A 22191-nucleotide genomic window follows, 5' to 3' on the forward strand; every position below is an offset into this window, starting at 1 on the left:
GGGAGAGTCGACAACGTCCATTGGTCCTATATCCGTGGAGTCAGAACATGAGAAAGGAAACTGATAGCAATTCTGCAGCCAAGCATGCCGCAGCAACAATAAGCGCCGCGCATCTGTTGCACCCGGCCATGCATTTCGATCATCCCCGCCACGTGCTGTTGGCGGACAATATCAGCAAGGACGAGAAGCGGGCTATTCTGGCCTCTTGGGCGTCCGACGTATGTGCAATCGAATCCATGCCAGCCTGGCGACGCTATCCCGGGACAGAACGGATTGTCTCCTATGATGAGGTTCTTGCGACCTTGAAGGCTCTCGATGGTGACGATCAAAACACGTCAGCGCAAAAGCAGACGGCTTCCGTCAATGACAGCCAAAGCCGCCGCCGTAGATCGCTGTCGCACCGATCCGGCGGCTTCGGTCTGTGCAGCTACTGGAAACGAGGACTCAGACAACCATTCGAGATCTAACCGCTCCCCCTGACCGCCGCGTGCCTGTTTCGGACGCGGAGAAGATTTTTACCGACGACTCTTTGCTCAACTGAGGAGGTTTTGCCGATGAAGATCGCTCAGATCGCGCCGCTCGCCGAAAGCGTTCCGCCGAAGCTCTATGGGGGAACGGAGCGGATTGTATCCTATCTCACCGAAGAACTTGTCTCGCAGGGCCACGACGTCACGCTTTTTGCCAGCGGCGACTCCGTCACCGACGCCCGGCTCGTATCCTGCGCGGACGTTGCGCTGCGGCTTAACCCGGCGGTCAAGGACCAACTGCCGCATCAGATTGTGATGCTGGAGGAAATTCGCTGCCGCGCGCATGAGTTTGATGTCCTGCATTTCCATATCGATCTGTTGCATTTCCCGCTGATCCGAAATTTTGCCGACCGCACGCTGACAACCTTGCACGGCCGTCTGGATCTGCCGGATCTCAAGCCCTTCTACCAGACCTTCGCAGATGTTCCGGTCGTTTCGATCTCCAATGACCAACGTAGGCCTATGCCACCGGTCCATTGGGCGGGAACGGTTTACCACGGTCTGCCCACCGGTCTGCTGCCTTTCACGGAAAAGCCAAAGGGCGATTACCTTGCGTTTCTCGGCCGCATTTCGCCGGAAAAGCGACCCGATCGTGCAATAGAGATCGCGGCAAAAGTCGGCATGCAGCTGAAGATCGCCGCCAAGATCGACAATGCCGACATGGCCTACTGGGAAACGGTCATCGAGCCGATGATGAAACGTCATTCCAATGTCGAGTTCATCGGCGAGATCGATGAGCATCAGAAAGCAACCTTCCTTGGAAATGCAGGAGCCTTGCTTTTCCCGATCGATTGGCCGGAGCCGTTCGGACTGGTGATGATCGAGGCAATGGCCTGCGGCACTCCGGTCGTCGCCTTCGGCTGCGGCTCGGTGCCGGAGGTGATCGACAACGGCGTGTCCGGAATTCTGGTCGACAGCGTCACCGACGCGGCCGAGAACGTCGAATGGGCGCTTCGGATGGATCGCCACAAGGTGCGGGCCACGTTCGAGAAGCGCTTTACCGCGGAAAGGATGGCGTACGACTACCTCGACCTCTACCGTAGCCTACCCGGCGTCCGTTCCAAAGTCGCTCCAGTTCGCCGGTCGAACGGGCAGCCGCTCGACTTGCAGCTCGTCGTCTGAGATTTCAGGAGGAGCAATGTCTTCTATAGACAGCAGCCCAGTGCCAGCATCGTCCGGCCCGATGGCAACGGTCGAGAAATTTTTCATTCCGGCTACCTCATCACTGCAGGAGCGCCGGCCGCTCACTCTAAAGCACGGCGATACTTTCGCCGTCTTTGATCACAATGGCGATGCAGTTTCGGGACCAGACAGCCCGGAAGGCCTGTTTCATCGCGATACCCGATATCTCTCGCATCTCAGCCTGACGATCAACGGCAAGCCCCCAATGCTGCTGTCGTCGATACTGCGCGATGACAACGCGACGCTCACCTGCGACCTCACCAATCCCGACCTCTTCGACGACAAGGGTCGGCTTGTCCTCGGCCACGACGTCATCCACCTGCGCAGGTCTCGCTTCCTCTGGAATGCTCAGTGCTACGAGCGACTGTCGATAAGGAATTTTGATGACCGCCCGCGGCCCATTCGTATCGAGATCACTTTCGGAGCGGATTTCGCCGATCTCTTCGAAGTTCGCGGAACCGTAAGGGCAAAAAGAGGGCGCCATCTTTCTCCTGTCGTTGAGCAGGATTGTGTCTTTCTCTCCTATATCGGCCTCGACAACCAAAATCGATCAACGCAACTTTCCTTCGATCCGAAGCCGACCGAACTCACCACCGGCCATGTCACTTATGATCTCCAGCTGGCGCCGCACGAGAGCCGGTCTCTGTTCATAGAAATCGGCTGTGACCAGAAGGAGACTCGAAAACCCGGCCATCGTTCGTTCTTCCTTGCGCTGCGGGATTCGCGCAGAGCCCTGCGCGCCTCTTCGTCGCGCGCCGCCTCGATCACAACGTCGAACGAAATCTTCAACGAAGTCGCCCAACGCAGCATCTCCGATCTCTACATGCTGATGACCGACAAGCCAGAAGGCCCCTATCCCTACGCCGGGATTCCCTGGTTCAGCACAGTCTTCGGGCGCGATGCTCTGATTACGGCGCTGGAGACGCTCTGGCTCGATCCGGAGATCGCACGCGGAGTCCTTGGCCACTTGGCAACCAACCAGGCAACGGAGATCGATCCAGTCGCAGATGCGGAACCCGGCAAGATCCTGCACGAGGTGCGCTGTGGCGAAATGGCCGAGCTCGGCGAGGTTCCTTTTCGCCGCTATTACGGCAGCATCGATTCGACGCCGTTGTTCGTGATGTTGGCCGGTGAATATCTCGGGCGAACCGGTGATTTTGCGACCATCGACCGTCTCCTGCCGCATATCGAAGCCGCACTGACATGGATTGATGACCATGGCGATCGCGACGGCGACGGCTTCGTCGAATATGGGCGACAGACGGAAGAAGGGTTGGTCAACCAGGCATGGAAGGACAGCCACGACTCCATTTTCCACGCGGACGGGACGCTCGCCAAGGGTCCGATCGCGATCGCCGAAGTTCAGGCCTACGTCTATGGCGCGTGGCAGGCGGCGGCCGAGATCTTTCAGCGCCTCGGCCGGCCGGAACGGGCCGCCGGCTTCTTAGCGCGTGCGGAGGGGCTGCGTAGCACCTTTGATACGAGCTTCTTCGACGAGGAACTTGGCACCTACGTGCTGGCGCTCGATGGCGACAAGCGACCCTGCAGGGTCCGCTCCTCCAATGCCGGCCATGCCCTGTTCACCGGCATCGCCTATCCCGAACGGGCCAGACAGCTCACCCTCACTTTGATGAGTGCCTCGTCCTTCTGTGGCTGGGGCATCCGCACCATTGCCTCCACAGAGGCGCTCTACAATCCCATGAGCTATCACAACGGCTCGATCTGGCCGCACGACAACGCCCTGATCGCCAGGGGGCTTGCTCGCTATGGCTATCGCGCGGAAGCCGCGCGGATCTTTGAGGGACTCTTTGCCGCTTCGACCTATATCGAATTGCGGCGGCTTCCCGAACTTTTCTGCGGCCTGCCGCGCAGGCGCGCGCAGGGACCGACCTTCTATCCGGTCGCCTGCTCGCCGCAGGCATGGGCGGCGGCAACGCCTTTGTCGTTATTGCAGTCGTGTCTCGGTCTTGAGTTCGATCCGAACGCCTTGCAGATCAGCTTGAACGAGCCGCGCCTTCCGAGCTTCCTCGATGAGGTCACGTTGCGACACCTGTTAATCGGCAATGGTTCGGCAGACATCGCCATTCGACGTTCCGGACTCAATGTCGTTGTGGACGTGATCGATCGCAAGGGCAACATCCGCGTGCTCGCGACGGCATGACCGGTTGCGTCGATCGCGCCCGGAGCAGCGGCCAGTGATGTCATCTATCCTGCTCTTCCTCCTCGGCGGAAAGCAGATCAACGAGCGCGGCAACCCTGCCTGTCGGCAGACGGCGACCTTCGCCCATCAAGGCTTCGTCGTTGTTGGCCCACGCAAATGCCTCGGCAAGTTCAGTCTTGGTCGCACCTGTCGCGATGACTTCAGCCACCAGCGTTTCGTCGGCAGGCCCAAGCACGGCGATGACGTCGTCTGCGGTCATTATCATAGCAACTTTCTCCTCTCTCCCGCTCGGCCCAGATATGGTGGCGCCTCGGAAAATTTTCAATTTTTTCCACCGAGAAATTCCACTCCCCTTGAAATTCTAAGACACTGAATTATATCGATATTAGTCGATTGCCCAATGGGGATTGACACAGGTCCAGGAGACGCCGTTGCTCTTGGCGTCTCCTTGTATCCATGTTGCTTATAAGGAGGATATGGCTATGAGGACAAACCTCGATTTCTCACCCCTGTTCCGATCGAGCATAGGCTTCGACCGGATGTTCAACGCGCTCGAGGCTGCAAGCCGCGCCGAGACGAGCGACAGTTGGCCGCCTTACGATATCGTCAAAGCTGGCGAGAATGATTACCGCATTGTCATGGCACTGGCGGGCTTCTCACAGGACGAGCTGGCGATGACTCAAGAGCAGAACATGCTCATCGTCTCGGGACAGAAGGCGAGCGACGATGACCTCCAATATCTGCACCGCGGCATCGCCAGCGGCTCGTTCCAGCGTCGCTTCGAACTAGCCGACCATGTCAGGGTCGTGAGTGCGGGTTTCGTCAACGGTCTGCTGACCGTCGATCTCAAGCGCGAAATCCCTGAAGAGATGAAGCCGCGCCAGATCGAGATCCGAACCGGCCAGATGCCGAAGGCCGAGACCAAGCAGATCGAGGGCAAGCAGCAGGCGGCTTAAGCCTTCCCCAGCAGACCGCAAGCAAGGCGCCGGGCCTGGTCCGGCGCCGGCAGCAAAGTTTCGCCAAGCGAACCAACAGAAAGGAGAAGAAACATGAGTGTTCGTGATCTGATTCCCTGGGGCCGCAACAATGGCAACCAGGTTTCAAGTCTCTTGCGCGATGACGACCGTGATCCCTTCCTGTCGCTTCATCGTGAGGTGAACCGTCTGTTCGATGATGTCTTCCGCGGCTTTGGCTCCGGCCTGCCGTCCTTCGGCAACGCCTCCGCCCTCGGGGGTGGATGGCCAAGCGTCGAGATCTCCGACACCGACAAGGAGATCAAGGTGACGGCCGAAGTCCCCGGTCTTGAGGAGAAGGACATCGAGGTCCTGCTCAATGATGGCGTGCTGACGCTGAAGGGCGAAAAGCACTCCGAGAGCGAGGATAAGGATCGCCGGTTTTCCGAGCGCTACTACGGCCGCTTCGAGCGCCGCATCCCGTTCGGTGTCAAGGTCAAGGAAGACCAGGTCGACGCCACCTTCAAGAACGGAATACTGACGATCACCTTGCCGAAGACCGAGGAGGCGCAGTCGCAGGTCAAGCGCATCGCCATCAAGAGTTGATCGAGACGAACGCGCGGCGGCGGCCATCTGCACCCGCCGCGCATCCTTTGCCAAGTGATGGAGACTGGCAGACACACAGATAACGAGAGAACAGCGACGGCTTCCGGCTTGCGCGTCTTAAGCGACAACCGGTGGAGCTATCCTGTTTCTCGCACTCATTGTTTCCCGAAAATACCGTTGCGAGGATTTTCAAACCGTCGCGCTCGGTGACGACATTAGGGACCGAACAGCCGAAAGGGCTGGCGGCTTGTTTTCGACCGCCGCAGCGCGCCATTCAGCGAACCTTTGATGGGCTATACGGGAAGTGCCGACACGCTCACCCATTCCCCACGCTCGAATCCGCCATCCGCTGTGCCGAGCGGCATGGAGGCGAATGAGGCCTCCACGTCGGATCTGGAGAGGTTGCAGTCGAAAAGAGGCCAAGATCTGCGCGAGGACAGTCTCAGCAACCGCCGCTCGACGAAACGGCCGGGCCATTATCATGCCGCCCTGATCCTGACATTACTTCTCAACGCGGCCACATGGCCGGCGGCGCTGTCGAGATGAAATTGGTTGACGAGTTCACGCAGTCTGCTCGCCTCACTCGACAAAGACGCCGCCGCTGCGGTCGATTGCTCGACCATCGCCGCGTTCTGCTGGGTGGACTGATCCATTTGATTGACGGCGGTGTTGATTTCGGCGAGCCCCGTGGACTGCTCTCGCGCCGACGTTGCGATGGCTGCCATCAGCTGATTGATCTGAGAGACTTGGTCGCCGATAGACTTAAGCGACTGGCCCGTTTCGAGGACTAATTTCACACCCGTGCCGACTTCGACTGATGACTTTTCGATGAGTCCCTTGATTTCCTTCGCCGCCGTCGCTGCGCGCTGGGCGAGTTCGCGTACCTCCTGTGCGACAACGGCAAAGCCTTTACCGGCTTCTCCGGCGCGGGCTGCCTCGACGCCTGCATTCAGCGCCAGAAGGTTTGTCTGGAAAGCGATTTCGTCGATCACGCCGATGATATTGGATATTTGCTCCGAGCTGTCCTCAATGCGCCTCATTGCCTGTTCGGCTTGAGATACGACGGCAGCAGAACGTTCCGCACTGACATTAGCCTCCTGCGCGACATTACGGGCCTCGTCGGTTCGTTTGGACGCGGTGGCAACGTTGGTGGTAATCTCATCGAGAGCTGCCGCCGTCTCTTCCAACGACGCGGCCTGCTGCTCCGTACGCTTGGAAAGATCTTGCGCACCGGACGCGATTTCGCGCGTTCCATTGTCGATGCTGTGCACCGTTTGCAGGACAGCACCGATTGCCGTCCCGAGTTGCTTGAGGGACGTGTTGAAATCCTCCCGCAGTTGCTCGTATTCCTCAGCGAAGGGCTCCGCCAGCTGGAATGAGACATCGCCGCCTGCAAGACGTCTCAGTCCGTCACCTAGAGTGGTCGTCGCAAACCGTAATTGTTGCGCTTCACGCTCGGTGCGCTCCTGTGCAGCCGCGCGTGCGGCCTCCGACTGGCTTCGCGAAGCCGACGCTTCCTGCTCCAGGTGGAGGACATGTATGGCGTTCTGTCGGAAGACTTCGACCGCTGCTGCCATTGCGCCAATCTCGTCGGCGCGGCCGGCATAAGGGATCTCGCTTTGCAGATCCCCGTCGGACAAGATTTTCATGGCTGAGGCGATGCGGCGGATCGGGCTCGCGACGCCGAGTACGGCGAATATCGTTCCGGCTAAAGCGACTAGAACGGCAAGAGTTGCAATTATTGCTGTGATTATGAATGCCGTGCGTGCCGCGCCGCCACTTGCCGCCACATAGGTCTCGCTCTGGCTCAAGATGAAGGCCACGAGATCAGAAATCTTCTGGCCGACCAAATCGGATTGCGGCTCCATACTCTCGCGGAAAAGGCTGACCGCCTCGGCGCCCTTTCCACTGTCCTGTAGTTTAGCCATATGTTCAGCAAGTTCGCCGTATTTCTTGAGTTCCGAGTTGACCTGGGTGATCAGCTCCCGGCCCCGCTCGGTACGCACGCCTTTCACATATTCATCGATCGCGGTCTGGACAGCGGACTTCGCGTCGTCGACCAGTTTAGCTTCAGCGGCTTGATTTTCTGGTGAAGCCTCCAACAGATAGCGCGCGTAAGCAAGCTTCAAATCGGAGAAATTCCCCTTGATATCCCGCGCGGTAACCAGGCGCTTCATCCAGAAGCCACCAATTTGCTGGGTGTTGTCGTTCAAGGTCGAGATCGTGCTGAGGGAGCTGTAGGACAGGACAACGAGGAAGGCACAAATGACGGATAAAACCGCAATAAGGGCCTGCTTGACATTCGGACGCTTCATTCGGATCTCCAGCTCCTGAGGACGACCGCGCGGGTCACGTAGCTGCAAGAATTCGGCCGATTGGCTAATTTAGAATTAACTTTATTTACTTCTATCGCCGAAGGCTGGATTATTCTCGTTGCTTACAAACGACACATAGCAAAGCCGCCCGCGCGTACCATCAGGGGGTTGCACCCAGGGCCAGTTGCGAATCGTGACAATGCCGCCTGGCGCCGCCCGGGAGCAATCGCGTCGCCTGCTGGTTCCGCTTCACCTGACCAGCGGCAGGCGCAGGAGGCAGTCGGCTCAGTCGGGATCGGCTAGAATCCCAAGGATGCGAGTGGCATCGCATCACGTTCGACTCAAGCTTAGGCACGAACGGCTCTTCGGGGTCGTCTTGTGCGGGCCAACATTCGATCCCGCTGTCGGAATCATGGCATCATTTTACATCGCCCACGGGAGCGTCATACGAAGCGGAGCGATCGGTCGGAATTTCAATGTCGATAAGCAGGGCCTCATTAACCCAGCTTTTCTTGATGCGCCCTTCAAGCTGTTTTTCGACCATCGCACCCACAATCACGGTTCCAAAACCACGTTTTGCCGATTTGGGTGCAATACCGATGCCCAACTCCTGCCATCGGATAGTAAGGCCTGTGCCCAACGGTCCGGGCTTCCAGCTGATTGAAAGTGTGCCCCGCGCAGCGGCAAGAGCACCGTGACGAGCCGCGTTTACGGCGAGTTCATGGAACACGAGCGCAAGCGGCTGAACAACCGGCGCCGGCAGTCGGATATCCGGCCCGCTGAAAGAAGCGCGGGCTGCTGCGAATGGGGTTACCTGCTGGCGAACGAGTTCTTCAACGGAAATGCTTGTCCACCTTCGCTCAGCAAGCAGCGCATGCGCACGAGCGAGCGCTTGGACGCGATGTTGGATTGAGGCGGCATAAAGGGCCGGGTCCTCGGCATTGCTGAGGCGGACGATGCTGTCGACGATGGCCAGCACATTCTTCGTGCGGTGATCGACCTCCCTGAGCAGACGGTGCTCGGAGGCTTCGAGCGCTTCAATGCGCCGATACTCCGTTATGTCGATTTGAGACCCGAAGAAGTACAGGATCTGTCCGTCATCCCCATGTACGGGACTTAGGTGAAGGCGATTCCAGAACTGCTCACCGCTTTTCCTATAATTGAGGATCTCCACATTCACCTCGTGCTCGCCGGCGATGCCGGCACGAATTTCTGCAACGGCAATGGGAGACGTAGCGGGACCCTGCAGGAAACGACAATTGCGTCCGAGAACCTCCTCGGCAGCATAACCTGTCAGTTCGAGGAATGCTTTGTTTGCGAGCACGATCGGCACATCTGCCGTCCGCGCGTCAGCGACCACCATCGGCATTCTGGTACGTTCGAACGCGATCGCTGCCAGCTCTTTCCGATCGGCGGCGGCGACCTTTGATGCTGCGGAGGGCAAATCGCCGTGGAGTTTTCTCGTGGAATGACTAGTCATGCTTCTACGCTTAAGAGAGGTCGCACAATAACGCGGCTCGCATTCCTTTGTTTCCCATGTGGCGACAGTTTGGGATGACCTGGCTTCCTTGAGACGGGGCGGGCAACGTGTCACGGTCACGACCTTCGCCGGAGGGCCGTGATCGCTGCAAGCAGGTTTCACACGTCAGTGGAGTCTCCTGGCACCCTTTGGATTTGGTCAGTCGCAACGCAACTGCTCAACGGCCGGAATGCTTTATGAAGAGATGGCCGGAGCCGACTTCCAACGAATCTCGACGAACAGGAGGATGGATTTCGCGATAACGTTCGCTGATTTCCGCGGCCTGGGCGACGGGGCATTATCGCGCCTGGACCGATGGGCTCGATCCGACCGTCCCGGACAAGTCGCTGATCAAACCCTTACGACCGGGCACGCGTTCCGTCGAACAAGTCTGAGCGATAAACCGGCCGGTCGAAACAGAGCATTCTTTCTTTGCTTCCTGCCCCGGCCGACCTTCCACTCAAGGCTTGCCGCTTCAGGCGAGCAATCGCTGCAGCCCGTGGTAACGGAACCATCTCCTGTCGCCGCGGTTTGGTAGGCTTCGACAAGCTCTCAATCCTACGGTGCATCCATGGCTATACTTTCCGAGCGCGATCGAGACGCGGCCGCCTATCCGATACAGTCGCTCTTTGTCCCGTTTCCCTTCGTCTGCTTCACGCTGGCACTCGCGACCGATATCGCCTTTTGGCAGAGCGGCAACGTGATGTGGCAGAATTTCTCGGCATGGCTTCTGTGTGCCGGACTGCTGTTGGGTTCGCTTGCGATCCTCGCCGGGTTGATGGATCTGGTGCGTCCCCGCACCCGCCCACTGAGGGCGCCCCTCCTGTCGGCCCTCCTCTACTTGATCATATTGGGCCTAGGCTTTGCCAATAGTCTTGTGCATGGGGGCGATGGATGGACGGCCGTAGTTCCGTACGGACTGATGATTTCCGCCGTCACCTTTGTGTTTTGCTTGGTGGCTGTAGTTTTTAGCGCGCGCAAATACGCCAGACTGGCCTGGAGGATATGATGATGAAGTCTCGGCTTTTCGGTGCCTCGGTTTTATCGATGTCTGTAGGCGTCGGGCTCGTTGCTTACGCGCAGAGCGGAAATTTCGACATCTCCCAGCAGATCGGACCGAACCCTGTCCTCCCAGATCCGGCCCCCTCCCTGCTGCCTGATCTGAAGGTAGCGGACATCGTCGGCTGGAAGGAGAATGAGACGCCGGCCACTCCGGACGGCTTGAAAGTCGCGATTTATGCCAAGGACCTCGTTAATCCTCGAACGGTCCATACCTTGCCGAACGGTGATGTGCTGGTGATCCAGTCTCGCGGCCCCTCTGGCGAACCGACCTCACGGCCGAAGGATTTCATCCGCGGCTGGATCATGGCTATCGCTCACGGCGGCCGTGGCGGCGAGCAGAAGGAAAGCAACATCATCACATTGCTGCGTGACACGAACCGCGACGGCACTGTGGACGAGCGACACGATCTGCTGAAGAAACTCGATTCGCCGTTCGGTGTGGCCTGGGTGGACAACACGCTCTATGTCGCCTCGACGGCTGTCATTCTCGCCTACCCCTATGAACTCGGGCAGAACGAAATCACCGCCAAAGCGAGAATTGTCACGCCTCTGCCAGGTGGTCCGATCAACCATCATTGGACAAAGGATCTGGCGCTCAGCCCTGATGGGCAGATGCTTTACGTCTCGGTGGGCTCGAATTCCAACATCGTGGAGAACGGACTGGAAGCGGAAAAGGGCCGTGCAGCGATCTGGCAGGTCGACCGGCACACCGGCGCAGCGCGTGTTTTTGCCTCGGGACTGCGCAATCCGAATGGCCTCTCCTTCAACCCGGAGACAGGTACGCTCTGGACGGTCGTGAATGAGCGCGACGAACTCGGCCCGAACCTCGTTCCCGACTACATGACTTCGGTCAAGGAGGGCGGTTTCTATGGCTGGCCTTGGAGTTATTATGGCAAGCATGTCGATGCGCGTGTACATCCGCCGCGTCCCGACATGGTCGAAGGGGCGACCCCACCGGATTACGCGCTGTCGAGCCATGTCGCGGCCCTCGGACTGACCTTCTCGATGAATTCAGCGTTGCCCGCCGCCTACGCCAACGGCGCCTTCATCGGTGAGCACGGCAGTTGGAACCGGGACAGCTTCAACGGTTACAAGGTGGTGTACGTGCCATTCGAAAACGGCAAGCCATCCGGCAAGGCGCAGGACGTCGTCACGGGCTTTATCCAGGGCGACCAAGCGAGGGGTCGGCCGGTTGGAGTGGGGATCGACGGGACGGGAGCGCTGTTGATTGCCGATGACGCCGGCAATACGGTTTGGCGCGTTGCTTCGTCCGACGGCAAGATCACGCCGCAGCCAATCGGCACGGACCAGGTTTCGGCAAATTCGCAAGTCTCGACGGATGCAAAAGCGGGCAGGACTTTCGATATGATTCCGAGCATCGGAATGGAAAGGACGGGCTCGACCGATCAAAAGGCACTTGCCCTTCAGCCAGACACGTCCCCGCCTGCGCAAATGCAGATTACCCCGGCATCTGATCTCTAATGAGATGCCGTTAGGTTCCGATTTCTTCTTGTCATGTTTCGTGGCACGGACCGTCGACACCAAGGCAATTTTCCGGGAGTACCGTCTGCGCTGATATCAGCGCGCGTCTCCGTCGCCGATCGTTAGCCGCTGCATTTTGGTCAAAGGCGCATACAAGCGAATGGTTCGCGGCAATGAGATGCAAAACCCACCTCGGGCTTCAACCGCGGGACGTGGATATGGTTACGTTGCAAGCAACAAAGATACCACGCCGAATAGTCGTCATCAGCGACTTCCAGGACGGCGATTGGCGCGACGCCCAGTCCGGGACGATAACCTGGTTTCGACAGCAATGGTTGTCGGGCAATCGCGGACCTGTCCCAGAGATGGCCGTCAACCCGAAACAGAACGTCGAGGTCGCGGGTGGCTATATCGAGCGGCTTCCTCTTGCCGCTCTCAAGGGAGGCCTTGCCGACAGCGCGGAGATTTGGACCCACCGCCGTGGTGGGTTGCCACAGATGCATAGGACCAATGGATGCCCCTTCCTGACACGCCGGTCTTTCCAGATGAATGGGCCTGAAGCGCCATTCGCATCAAATGATATGCTGGGCCATATCGAGGCTTTCGGACCACCGTCGATCCTGTGCATATGGGGCCTTGGCGTCAGCGAAGACGTATTGCTGGCGTGCCGCGACAGTTTCAAAATCTACAATTCGATCGACGCACCGGCATTGCGCGTCCCCTCCAACGTGAGCCGCCATTTCGACCTTATTCTCACAGGCGCCGCGTGGCAGTCGGAAACAGTGCGCGCTCGACATGCCGATATGCGCACCGCGGTTATGCCGATCGGACCGGAGTTTGCCTCGGAGGCGACATTCAGGCCCCTTGGTCTGGAAAAGATCTACGACGTGATCTACGTCGCTGCTGCTCAGGCTTACAAGCGGCATGACATTCTGTTCAACGCGCTGAGCCAACTACCCCGTTCGCTGCGTACATTGTGCGTCTGCGGATATGGCGACCTGATGGAAGCGCTTCGCCGGCACGCAGGAGCGCTCGGCCTCGACGTCGATTTCATCGATCCGCCTGGCGTACCGTTTGCAGAGGTGAACAGGCTTATGAACCAGGCCCGCATCGGCGTTGTTTGCGGCGTCGATGACGGGGCGCCGGCCATTTTGACTGAGTATATGCTGGCAGGAATACCCGTGCTTGCAAACAGTGAGCTGAGCTGCGGCCTGCAATACATCACGCCGAAGACCGGACGCAGTGCCTCGGCCGGTGAATTTCACGAGGGTATTCGCGACATGCTCGGACGGCTGCAAGGCTTTGATCCGCGTCAGGTCGTCTTGGACAACTGGACGTGGCCGCATAGCCTCCGGACGCTCAAGAGCCTTATGGAGATAACTTCGCCAGATTGACGGGAACATTCGACGCAATCGCAGGTTCGAGGGGCCATTGTGATTGCGAGGTGCCTGATGAATTTGCTGAATTCTGTGCCGTTGTCCGGCTGCGGCTTGCTGGAAGACGCTCCGCTCATTTGCTTCTCGCATCTTCGGTGGGACTTTGTGCTCCAGAGGCCCCAGCACCTGATGCAGCGATTCTCGCGAGAGCGCCCAGTGTTCTTCTTCGAAGAATTCATTCCGACCGACCATCCCCTTGCCTATGTGGAGATCCATCCGTTCGAGGGGACAACCGTCAAGGCGGTGCGTCCGCGCATTCCAAATGGGTGGAGCGAGACCGACCGTGAAGCCACTCTTGGCAAGCTGCTTGACGAACTCATCACGCTTTGCGGCGGAAAGCGCCCGATCCTTTGGTTCTACACCCCGTTGATGTTTGCCTTCGCCCGGCATGTCGATGCGGTGGCGGTGGTCTATGACTGCATGGATGAGCTGGCAAACTTCAAGTTTGCGCCCGCCAACCTCAAGGCATCCGAACACACGTTGATTGCGGCCGCCGATGTCGTCTTCACCGGTGGCATAAGCCTGTATGAAGTGAAACGGGACCAACACGACAACATCCACCCATTTCCATCCGGTGTCGATAGCCATCACTTCAGCACCGCGCGCAAGCCTTTGCCGGAACCCAGGGACCAAGTCGATATTCCTCATCCTCGCCTTGGCTACTACGGTGTGATCGACGAGCGGCTCGATCTTGATCTGATCGCAAGCGTCGCCGCGGCGCGGCACGGCTATTCCTTCGTCTTCCTTGGGCCGACTGTGAAGATTTCGCCGGACGATTTGCCCCGGGCAGCCAACATCCATTATCTCGGTCAGAAAACCTATGGCGATCTGCCGGCCTACCTTTCGGGTTGGGAAGCGACGCTTATGCCATTTGCACTGAATGATGCCACTCGATTCATTAGTCCGACTAAAACTCCTGAATACCTCGCTGCGGGCCGGCCCATCGTCGGAACGAAAATTGTCGATGTGGTCCGCGGGTATGGCGATGTGCCAGGCGTCTTCCTGGCCAACGACGCACAAGCCTTTGCGAAGGCCTGCGATGCTGCCCTTCATGTTTCGCGCGGTGACGAGGCGTGGTTGCAGGCCATCGATGAAATTTTGGCCCGATCATCCTGGGAGAGCACCTTCCGTAAGATGTCGGCACTTGTCGAAGAGGCTGCAGGGCGAAAAGTCCTGTCGCGTGCCCCGCCTCAAAGATTTTCCGTTCACACCCAACAGCCCGCGCCGGGTAGCTATGACTATCTGATCGTCGGTGCAGGATTTGCGGGATCGGTGCTGGCTGAACGACTGGCTTCAGATGGCGGGAGGAAAGTGCTCATTTGCGACAGACGGCCTCATATTGGCGGAAACGCCTACGATCACTACGATGACGCCGGGATCCTCGTCCATAAATACGGCCCGCACATATTCCATACAAACAGCGAGGATGTGGTTGCCTACCTGTCGCGCTTCACGGCATGGCGCCCCTACGAGCATCGGGTGCTTGCACAGGTTGGTGCGCTGCGGCTTCCCATCCCCATCAATCGTACCACCCTGAATGCGCTCTATGGTCTCGACCTTACGGACGAATTTGCGGCCGCACGATTCCTGGCCGACCGGGCGGAACCCTGCGATCGCGTGATTACATCGCGAGACGTCGTCATTTCTCAAATCGGATCCGGACTTTATCGCACTTTCTTCGAAGGTTACACGCGCAAGCAGTGGGGCCTTGATGCCTCGAAGCTAGACAAATCAGTTACCGCACGAGTGCCTACCCGCACCGATACCGACGACCGTTATTTCCTCGACCGCTTTCAGGCCATGCCGCTGGACGGATACACGCGCATGTTCGAACGCATGCTCGACCATGAAAATATAACGGTCCTGCTCGGCACGGATTTCGCCGATCTGAAGCAGGATGGGCTGGCGAGCCACACCATCTTTACCGGGCCGATAGACGAGTATTTCGGCCATTGTTTAGGCCGGCTGCCCTATCGCAGTCTGGAATTCCACCATGAAACGCACGATACACGACGGCTGCTGCCGGTCGGCGTTATCAATTATCCATCCGAGAATGTCCGTTACACGCGCGTAACTGAATACAAGCATCTGACCGGCCAGGTTCATCCAAAGACGAGCATCAGCTATGAGTATGCCCTTGCCGAAGGTGACCCCTATTACCCGATCCCCCGCCCGGAGAACCAGGCACTTTATAAACGATACGAGCTTCTCGCCCGCGCACAGAGCGACGTGACATTCGTCGGGCGGCTCGGAACCTACAAATATTACAATATGGACCAAGTCGTCGGTCAAGCACTGGCGACCTACCGGCGCCTGACGCGTCGGAATGAGACCGATAAAGCGTTTGCCGGCGCCCGGCATGAGTAGAAACCCTCATATCCTATTGGCGACCGACAGCACCGAACCGTCCGGAATGGGCGAGCATATGCTTGCTCTCGGGCGGGCTTTGAGCGAACGGTGGGAGGTCACAATAGCCCTGTTGGCGCAGGACAGGACCGGTTTGTTGCCGCGTGCGGCGCGACACGGAATCGGCATCAAGCTAAGCGAAGACGCGGGCGCGTTTGGGGAGTGGTTGGCGCGATCCAACGTTGATCTTCTGCACATTCATGCAGGAATCGGATGGGAGGGACACGGCCTAGCTGCCGCCGCAGATGCCCGGGCAATCCCGATTGTCCGCACCGACCATCTTCCTTATCTGCTCACAGATACGGACCAGATCGAGCTTTATCGGCGCGAGACCGGAAGACTGTCGCATCACATCGTGGTTTCCGAGGCCTCGCGCCAGAGCTTCTGCGAAGCAAAAGTTGCGCCGTCGCGTTTGACAGTCGTGCGGAACGGAATCTTTCCGCTTTCGCCTGCGCGAGCAGCGGTGGATCTAAGGCAAGTGCTCGACCTAGTGGGTAAAACTGTGCTGCTGACGGTCGCCCGCTTCACCCAGCAGAAGGATCAGGCGTCGCTTGTCCGCGCCTTGCCGGACATCCTCAGAACTCATCCTTCCGCGGTTTTGATTTTTGTCGGATCGGGTCCAGAAGAAGATCGGGTCAGTGCCTTGGCAAGAGATTTGCAGGCCTCCGGTCACGTTCGTTTTCTGGGGCACCGGGCAGATATTGCCGAGATCATGGCGATCGCAGATCTCTTCGTCCTTCCTTCGCGCTTTGAAGGTCTTCCGCTCGCCGTTCTCGAGGCAATGTCGCTTTCCGTTCCCGTGGTTGCGACGAGGATTGGCGGAACGGTCGAGGCGCTGGGCAGTGATCATCCCTATTTTGCGGAGCCTGGTAACCCAACGTCGATAGCCGCTGTCGTCGATCAGGCGTTGAGCGATCCCCATCTTAAGTCCACCGGCAGAGTCGGCCACGCGCGTTTCGAGCGTAACTTTTCAATCCATCGAATGGCTGACGAGACTAGCGCCGTCTACGAGCGCTTCCTCACCAAACATGCAGATCAAAAACTAAAGGATAGCGAGATGCGAAAAACGCGGCTGGGCTTCATCGGCGTGGGCGGTATTGCCCATCGGCACCTAGATATCCTGACCGGTTTCGACGACGTCGAACTTGTCGCCTTCGCCGACCTGGACCTTCCCCGCGCGGACGCGGCGGCAATGCGCTTTGGCGCCCGCTCGTACGGCCATCATCGCGAAATGCTCGACACGCAACAACTCGACGCGGTCTACATCTGCATTCCGCCTTTTGCCCATGGCGAGCCGGAGCGGGACCTCATTGACCGCAACATTCCATTCTTTGTCGAAAAACCGGTCACGCTCGATCTGGCGCTGGCGGAGGAGATCGCAGCAGGCGTCTCGAAGGCGGACCTCATCACTGGCGTTGGCTATCACTGGCGCTATCTCGATATCGTCGATGAGGCCCGAAACCTGTTGGCGGACAACCCAGCACAACTCCTGTCGGGGTACTGGCTTGACTCTACTCCTCCCCCGCAGTGGTGGTGGAAGGAGGATCAATCCGGCGGCCAGATGGTTGAGCAGGCGACGCATCTTCTCGATCTCGCGCGCTTCCTCGTAGGCGAAGTCACCGACGTCTACGGCCGGGCAGGACATACGGAGAGGGCGGAGTTTCCCGGCCTCGATGTGCCGACGGTGACCACCGCTAACCTGACCTTCGAAACAGGCGTAGTCGCTAATATCGCCGCGAGCTGCCTTCTCGGCTGGAGCCACCGCGTCGGCCTGCATATTTTCGCCGACCGATTGGCGATCGAATTGACCGACCGCGATATCATGGTGGATGTTGGAAGAGGACGGCCAGTGCGTGGTGCCGATGGCGATCCGGTATGGCGCGAAGACCGCGATTTCATCGACGCCGTCCGCGGTGGTGAAAACCGCATCCGCTGCCCGTATGGTGATGCCTTAGCCACCCATCGGCTTGCCCTGGCCGTGGTATCGTCCGCACGCAGCGGAAAGCCGATACACCTCGACATCCCGGCTCTCAAACGGGGCGAACTAAAGCCCTTGCTGGCACAACCGCGTGCCCAGATGTCTCCGGAATTGCGGCCTGGTCACCGCAAAATCCGCTCTCTCGGCATCGAGGCGCCGGGCCGAGCCTACTTCTTCGAGTATGAGGAAGGCCCGCCTGCCGATGGGCATGTGCGGCTCAACACGCTCTATACCGGTCTTTCCGCCGGGACCGAGCTGACGTTCTTAAAGAATACCAACCCCTATTTCCGCGCGCGCTTCGATGGCGGACGCGGGGTCTTCATCGAAAACGAGCCGGAGCTGCACTATCCAGTGCCGTTCCTCGGTTACATGGAGGTCGCACGCATTTCGCAATCCCGGGCGCGCGGCTTTGCCGATGGCGAGTTGCTCGCGGCGAGCTACGCGCACAAAAGTGGGCATACTGCCGACCCCTCTCATGATCTTCTTGTCAGCATGCCGCCGGAACTCGATCCGCTGCTCGGCGTCTTTGTCGCGCAGATGGGACCGATCGCTGCCAACGGCATCCTCCATGCCGACGCGGAAGCATTTGGAGCGACTGTCCCTGCTCTCGGTGCGGGTGTTTGCGGCCGAACGGTAATCGTCCTCGGCGCAGGTACCGTGGGCTTGATGACGGCGCTCTTTGCCCGTTCGCTCGGCGCATCAGACATTGTGATCACAGACCCCTCGGAATTTCGCCGCAGCAAGGCGGATGCGATGGGATTGACGGCGATGACAGAGGATCAAGCCTGGCAGCATGCCAAAGAGCGCTGGCATGAGGGTGCCATGGGACGCGGCGCGGATGTCGCGTTCCAGACGCGAGCTCATGCAGGAAGCCTGCACACGGCGCTGAAAGCCTTGCGCCCCCAGGGCACTGTGATCGATCTTGCCTTTTACCAGGATGGCGCCAGCGCTTTGCGGCTGGGAGAAGAATTCCATCACAACGGTCTGAACATCCGCTGCGCGCAAATCAACCGCGTTCCCCGCGGGCTTGCACCACGGTGGGACCGTCAAAGGCTGGCACGCGTGACGCTCGACCTTTTGAAAACGGAGGGCGCGGCGATCCGCGAGCACATGATCACTCACATCGTGCCGATGGACGACGCGCCTGCTTTCCTGGTCGATCTGATCGAGAACCGGCCGGAATTCCTCCAGGTTATATTCAAGGTCGGCGAATGACGGTTGAACCAGCGCCTCTGCGGATCCTCTTCGTCTTCGCCTGGCTGGTCGTCGGCGGCGAGGAGACGGAAGTCCGTCTGCTTGCCAAGAATCTGGACCGGCGTCGCTATCGCATCGACGTCGTAGCCTGCTTTCGTAAACCTGGCATGCCGGAGCAAACGCACCGGCAGCTTCAGGGGCTGGGGATCGATGTCGATACGACGCCCTATGAATTGTCCTTCAACGATACGGTAAAATATCTTGCCGGGAAAATCCCAGGTTACGACATTGTTGTTTCCTGCCAGAACGTGGCGGACATCTATCCCGCATTGGAGCGACTGCATCTTCGCCCGCCCCTCATTGAACATGGCGGGCTGGTCTCAGAGGCTTTGGCTGGCCCCAAACATCTGACGTCGCGTTATGTGGGCGTGTGTCGCTCGATCCGTGAGGCAGCGGCATCGCGGATGCCCGGGCGCGACCATCATGCCCTCGAAATCCCCTCGATGATCGATCTTTCGGCCTTCGACCCGGCACATCGCGAGCGGGCGCGAGCGAACCTCGGGATCGCGGCAAATGAGGTTCTCATCGGTTGGGTCGGCAGGCTCGATCCCAAAAAGAACGTCGAGGACTTTATTGAGGCAGCCGCACTGGTTCATGCCACGACGAAAAGTGCACGGTTCGTCATTGTGGGCGGACCCGACGCCTTCCTGCCGGAATATGCCGTACGGCTCAAAGACCTGGCTACCCGGCACGGGCTCGGCGGTATGCTTCAATTTCTTGGCGACCGGGACGATATCCCGTCCCTACTCGCCGCATTCGATATATTCGTCTGGCTCTCATCCGGCGAAGGCATGCCGCACGTTATCGCAGAGGCGGGGGCCGCCTCCCTACCGGTGATTGCGACGCCTGATAACGGTGTTATGCAGCAGATCGACGACGGGCTGTCGGGAGTCTTCGTCCCCTATCGCAGTCCAGGCGTCGTTGCGAAAAACATCATCGCGCTTATCGAGTCCCCCGCGCGCCGTCACGCACTCGGCACAGCCCTGCGGCGGAAGGTCGAGATAGACTACTCCGTCGAGGCAGTGCTGCCGCAGTGGGAGTGGCTTCTGGCAGAGGTCCACCGAGAACGAAAGGCAGCTCGCCCTTCGGGTCTGTTTCAATCATTTCTGCAAGGCGGTTTCGAATGTTCGACCCATCGGCTCCGGCCAAAAAACGATGAAACGCAGGGCCATCGACTCGATTTGATTGCCGCCACGGGTCACGATCACCATGCCGAGACGGACTATCGTCAACTTCAAGGCTTTGGGATGTCCACCGTGCGCGATGGTTTCCGATGGCACCTGATTGACAAATCCAGTCGATACGACTGGTCGAGCATTCGTCCGATGCTCCAGGCGGCCAAGGCAACAAAGACCCAGGTTGTCTGGGATCTCCTGCATTATGGCTGGCCCGATGATCTCGACATCTGGTCGCCTCGCTTCATCGATCGCTTCGCGCGGTTCGCACGTGCATGCGCCGAGTTGGTCCGCGAGGAGAGCGACGGCATTCCGTTTTATTGCCCTGTCAACGAGATCTCGTTTTTCTCATGGGGCGGTGGGGACGTCGGCTATTTGAACCCGTTTGCCAATGGACGGGGATTCGAACTCAAGGTGCAGATGGCACGCGCTGCCATCGCAGTGATCGACGCCATTATCTCGGTGGATGCCCGGGCCCGCTTCGTTCACTGCGAGCCGGTCATTAACGTCGTGGCGGATCCGTCGCGTCCCCACGACGCGCGAATTGCCGAAGGACATCGCCAATCGCAATTCCAGGCCTGGGACTTGATCGGCGGAAGGATGTGGCCGCAGATCGGAGGCGGCGAACGCTATCTCGATATTCTCGGTGTGAATTATTATTCCAATAACCAGTGGATTCACGGTGGCCGGCCGATCGACATTGGTCATCCGCTATATAAGCCTCTCAGCCGAATTCTGGTCGAGACGTTCGCGCGCTACGGCAGGCCGATCCTTATTGCCGAGACCGGCGTCGAGGATGATCGGCGCGCATCCTGGTTTGACTATGTTGCGGACCAGGCTCTGGATTCGATGAGGTCGGGAGTGCCCTTGGAAGGCTTGTGCTTATATCCGATCGTCAATCACCCTGGTTGGGATGATGGTCGGCCTTGCGCAAACGGCCTCCTCTCCGCCGATGTCACTTCAGAAGGACGGGCGCCATTTGCTCCCCTGGGTGCTGCGATATGCGAACGAGCAAATGAGTTTGCAACCTTTGCACCGCTTCATATCGGCGGCGCCGAGGTTAGCGAGACCTGAACGCGTCGAGCAGCCGGCATTCAGATCGAAATCGCACCATGCAGCCATCATTTTGGGACACAGCACTGCTCGGATGCAGCTGAAAGAAAGATTGCGTCCGGGAACCGTTACTGCTTCCGAAGGTTTGCCTTTCACAACTTTCAAGGAGATCATGACGATGACCGACGACACGCGCCGCCCGACACCCCCCTACCCCGCGCAGCAGCAAGAGCCGCCTGGCCAAACATCGGCCATGCAGCCTGTCCCCGACCATGGTGAAAAATCCTACAGGGGTAGTGGAAAGCTCGAAGGCAAAGCTGCTCTCATTACGGGTGCGGATTCGGGCATTGGCAAAGCTGTGGCGATTGCCTTTGCTCGAGAGGGCGCGGATGTGGTCATCTCCTATTTAAGCGAGGACGAGGACGCTAACGACACCGCAAATTGGGTAAGACACGCAGGTCGCAAAGCTGTCGTCATCCCTGGCGACGTCAAGTCGGAGGATCACTGCAAGGCGCTCGTGCAGCGGACTGTCGATGAGTTGGGCGGTATCGACATTTTGGTAAACAATGCCGCCTTCCAGCGCACTTATGATGACATTGCCGACATCGATGCCGAAGAGTGGGACGAAACGTTTCGCACAAACATCTATGCACCGTTTTTCCTCGCGAAGGCGGCAATCCCACACATGGCGCGCGGCAGCTCGATCATCAACACCACGTCCATCCAGTCGCGCCAGCCGTCACCCCAGCTGCTCGCTTATGCCTCGACGAAGGGAGCTATTTCCAACTTTACCGCGGGACTTGCGGAGATGCTCGGTGAGCGAGGCATTCGTGTGAACGCGGTCGCACCCGGCCCGATCTGGACGCCGCTCATCCCCTCGACGATGCCGGCCGAAAAAGCTGCGAAGTTTGGCGCTAATACACTCATCGGGCGGGCTGGACAGCCGGCGGAGCTTGCCGGTGCCTATGTGCTTCTCGCCTCGGATCTCGGCAGCTACATGACCGGAGCGATCGTCCCGGTGACCGGCGGGGAAATCATGATCTGATCTCAGCGGCAGACCATAAAAAAGGCCGTCGACAATG

General features: G+C 58.9%; 15 protein-coding genes. 12 read left to right on the top strand and 3 right to left on the bottom strand.

Annotation, left to right across the window (positions count from 1 at the left end; all coding sequences use genetic code 11):
- Window positions 1–47 precede the first annotated feature (47 nt).
- The 3 genes from FHT69_RS13680 (at window position 48) to FHT69_RS13690 (ending at window position 3870) form a co-directional block, all read left to right on the top strand.
- Window positions 48–467, top strand: a complete 420-nt coding sequence (locus tag FHT69_RS13680; RefSeq protein WP_028756278.1) for a hypothetical protein — start codon at window positions 48–50, stop codon at window positions 465–467.
- Window positions 468–554: 87 nt separating this feature from the next.
- Complete coding sequence (locus FHT69_RS13685; RefSeq protein ID WP_097614858.1) at window positions 555–1649, top strand: glycosyltransferase family 4 protein; 1095 nt, start codon at window positions 555–557, stop codon at window positions 1647–1649.
- Between the two features lie 16 nt (window positions 1650–1665).
- Window positions 1666–3870 (top strand): amylo-alpha-1,6-glucosidase, encoded by a 2205-nt coding sequence (locus FHT69_RS13690; protein ID WP_183905466.1) that lies wholly within the window; start codon window positions 1666–1668, stop codon window positions 3868–3870.
- A 40-nt stretch (window positions 3871–3910) separates the two neighbouring features.
- Here FHT69_RS13690 and FHT69_RS13695 read toward each other — a convergent pair whose 3' ends face one another.
- The gene (locus FHT69_RS13695; protein ID WP_028756281.1) at window positions 3911–4135 is read right to left on the bottom strand and encodes a hypothetical protein; all 225 of its coding nucleotides are present in this window, start codon (window positions 4133–4135) and stop codon (window positions 3911–3913) included.
- 217 nt (window positions 4136–4352) lie between these two features.
- Between FHT69_RS13695 and FHT69_RS13700 the strand changes: the two genes are divergently transcribed.
- Both FHT69_RS13700 and FHT69_RS13705 read left to right on the top strand, forming a co-directional pair.
- Window positions 4353–4826 (top strand): Hsp20 family protein, encoded by a 474-nt coding sequence (locus FHT69_RS13700; protein ID WP_028756366.1) that lies wholly within the window; start codon window positions 4353–4355, stop codon window positions 4824–4826.
- Between the two features lie 93 nt (window positions 4827–4919).
- Window positions 4920–5429, top strand: a complete 510-nt coding sequence (locus FHT69_RS13705; protein ID WP_028756365.1) for an Hsp20/alpha crystallin family protein — start codon at window positions 4920–4922, stop codon at window positions 5427–5429.
- A 479-nt stretch (window positions 5430–5908) separates the two neighbouring features.
- Here FHT69_RS13705 and FHT69_RS13710 read toward each other — a convergent pair whose 3' ends face one another.
- Window positions 5909–7744: a methyl-accepting chemotaxis protein gene (locus FHT69_RS13710; protein WP_183905467.1), complete on the bottom strand. Its 1836-nt coding sequence runs from the start codon at window positions 7742–7744 to the stop codon at window positions 5909–5911.
- A gap of 418 nt (window positions 7745–8162) precedes the next feature.
- Window positions 8163–9224: a PAS domain-containing protein gene (locus tag FHT69_RS13715; RefSeq protein WP_183905468.1), complete on the bottom strand. Its 1062-nt coding sequence runs from the start codon at window positions 9222–9224 to the stop codon at window positions 8163–8165.
- Window positions 9225–9834: 610 nt separating this feature from the next.
- On the opposite strand from FHT69_RS13715, the gene FHT69_RS13720 reads away from it, so the two are divergent.
- The 7 genes from FHT69_RS13720 to FHT69_RS13750 all read left to right on the top strand — a co-directional run bounded on the left by FHT69_RS13720 (window position 9835) and on the right by FHT69_RS13750 (window position 22154).
- Window positions 9835–10272 (top strand): DUF2231 domain-containing protein, encoded by a 438-nt coding sequence (locus FHT69_RS13720; RefSeq protein ID WP_183845627.1) that lies wholly within the window; start codon window positions 9835–9837, stop codon window positions 10270–10272.
- On the top strand, window positions 10272–11807 hold the full coding sequence (locus FHT69_RS13725) for a sorbosone dehydrogenase family protein (RefSeq protein WP_183905469.1): 1536 nt from the start codon (window positions 10272–10274) through the stop codon (window positions 11805–11807). The genes FHT69_RS13720 and FHT69_RS13725 overlap by 1 nt, the downstream gene beginning before the upstream one ends.
- 218 nt (window positions 11808–12025) lie before the next feature.
- Complete coding sequence (locus FHT69_RS13730; protein WP_183905470.1) at window positions 12026–13201, top strand: glycosyltransferase; 1176 nt, start codon at window positions 12026–12028, stop codon at window positions 13199–13201.
- 57 nt (window positions 13202–13258) lie between these two features.
- A complete protein-coding gene (gene glf / locus FHT69_RS13735; RefSeq protein WP_183905471.1) occupies window positions 13259–15610 on the top strand; it encodes a UDP-galactopyranose mutase in 2352 nt (783 codons plus the stop codon).
- Complete coding sequence (locus tag FHT69_RS13740; RefSeq protein ID WP_183905472.1) at window positions 15603–18842, top strand: glycosyltransferase; 3240 nt, start codon at window positions 15603–15605, stop codon at window positions 18840–18842. The genes glf and FHT69_RS13740 overlap by 8 nt, the downstream gene beginning before the upstream one ends.
- Window positions 18839–21130 (top strand): glycosyltransferase, encoded by a 2292-nt coding sequence (locus FHT69_RS13745; protein WP_183905473.1) that lies wholly within the window; start codon window positions 18839–18841, stop codon window positions 21128–21130. The genes FHT69_RS13740 and FHT69_RS13745 overlap by 4 nt, the downstream gene beginning before the upstream one ends.
- Window positions 21131–21287: 157 nt before the next feature.
- Complete coding sequence (locus FHT69_RS13750) at window positions 21288–22154, top strand: SDR family oxidoreductase (RefSeq protein WP_281413884.1); 867 nt, start codon at window positions 21288–21290, stop codon at window positions 22152–22154.
- Window positions 22155–22191 lie beyond the last annotated feature (37 nt).

This window comes from Rhizobium sp. BK008 (assembly GCF_014197345.1).
In the GTDB taxonomy this organism is placed as follows: domain Bacteria; phylum Pseudomonadota; class Alphaproteobacteria; order Rhizobiales; family Rhizobiaceae; genus Rhizobium; species Rhizobium anhuiense.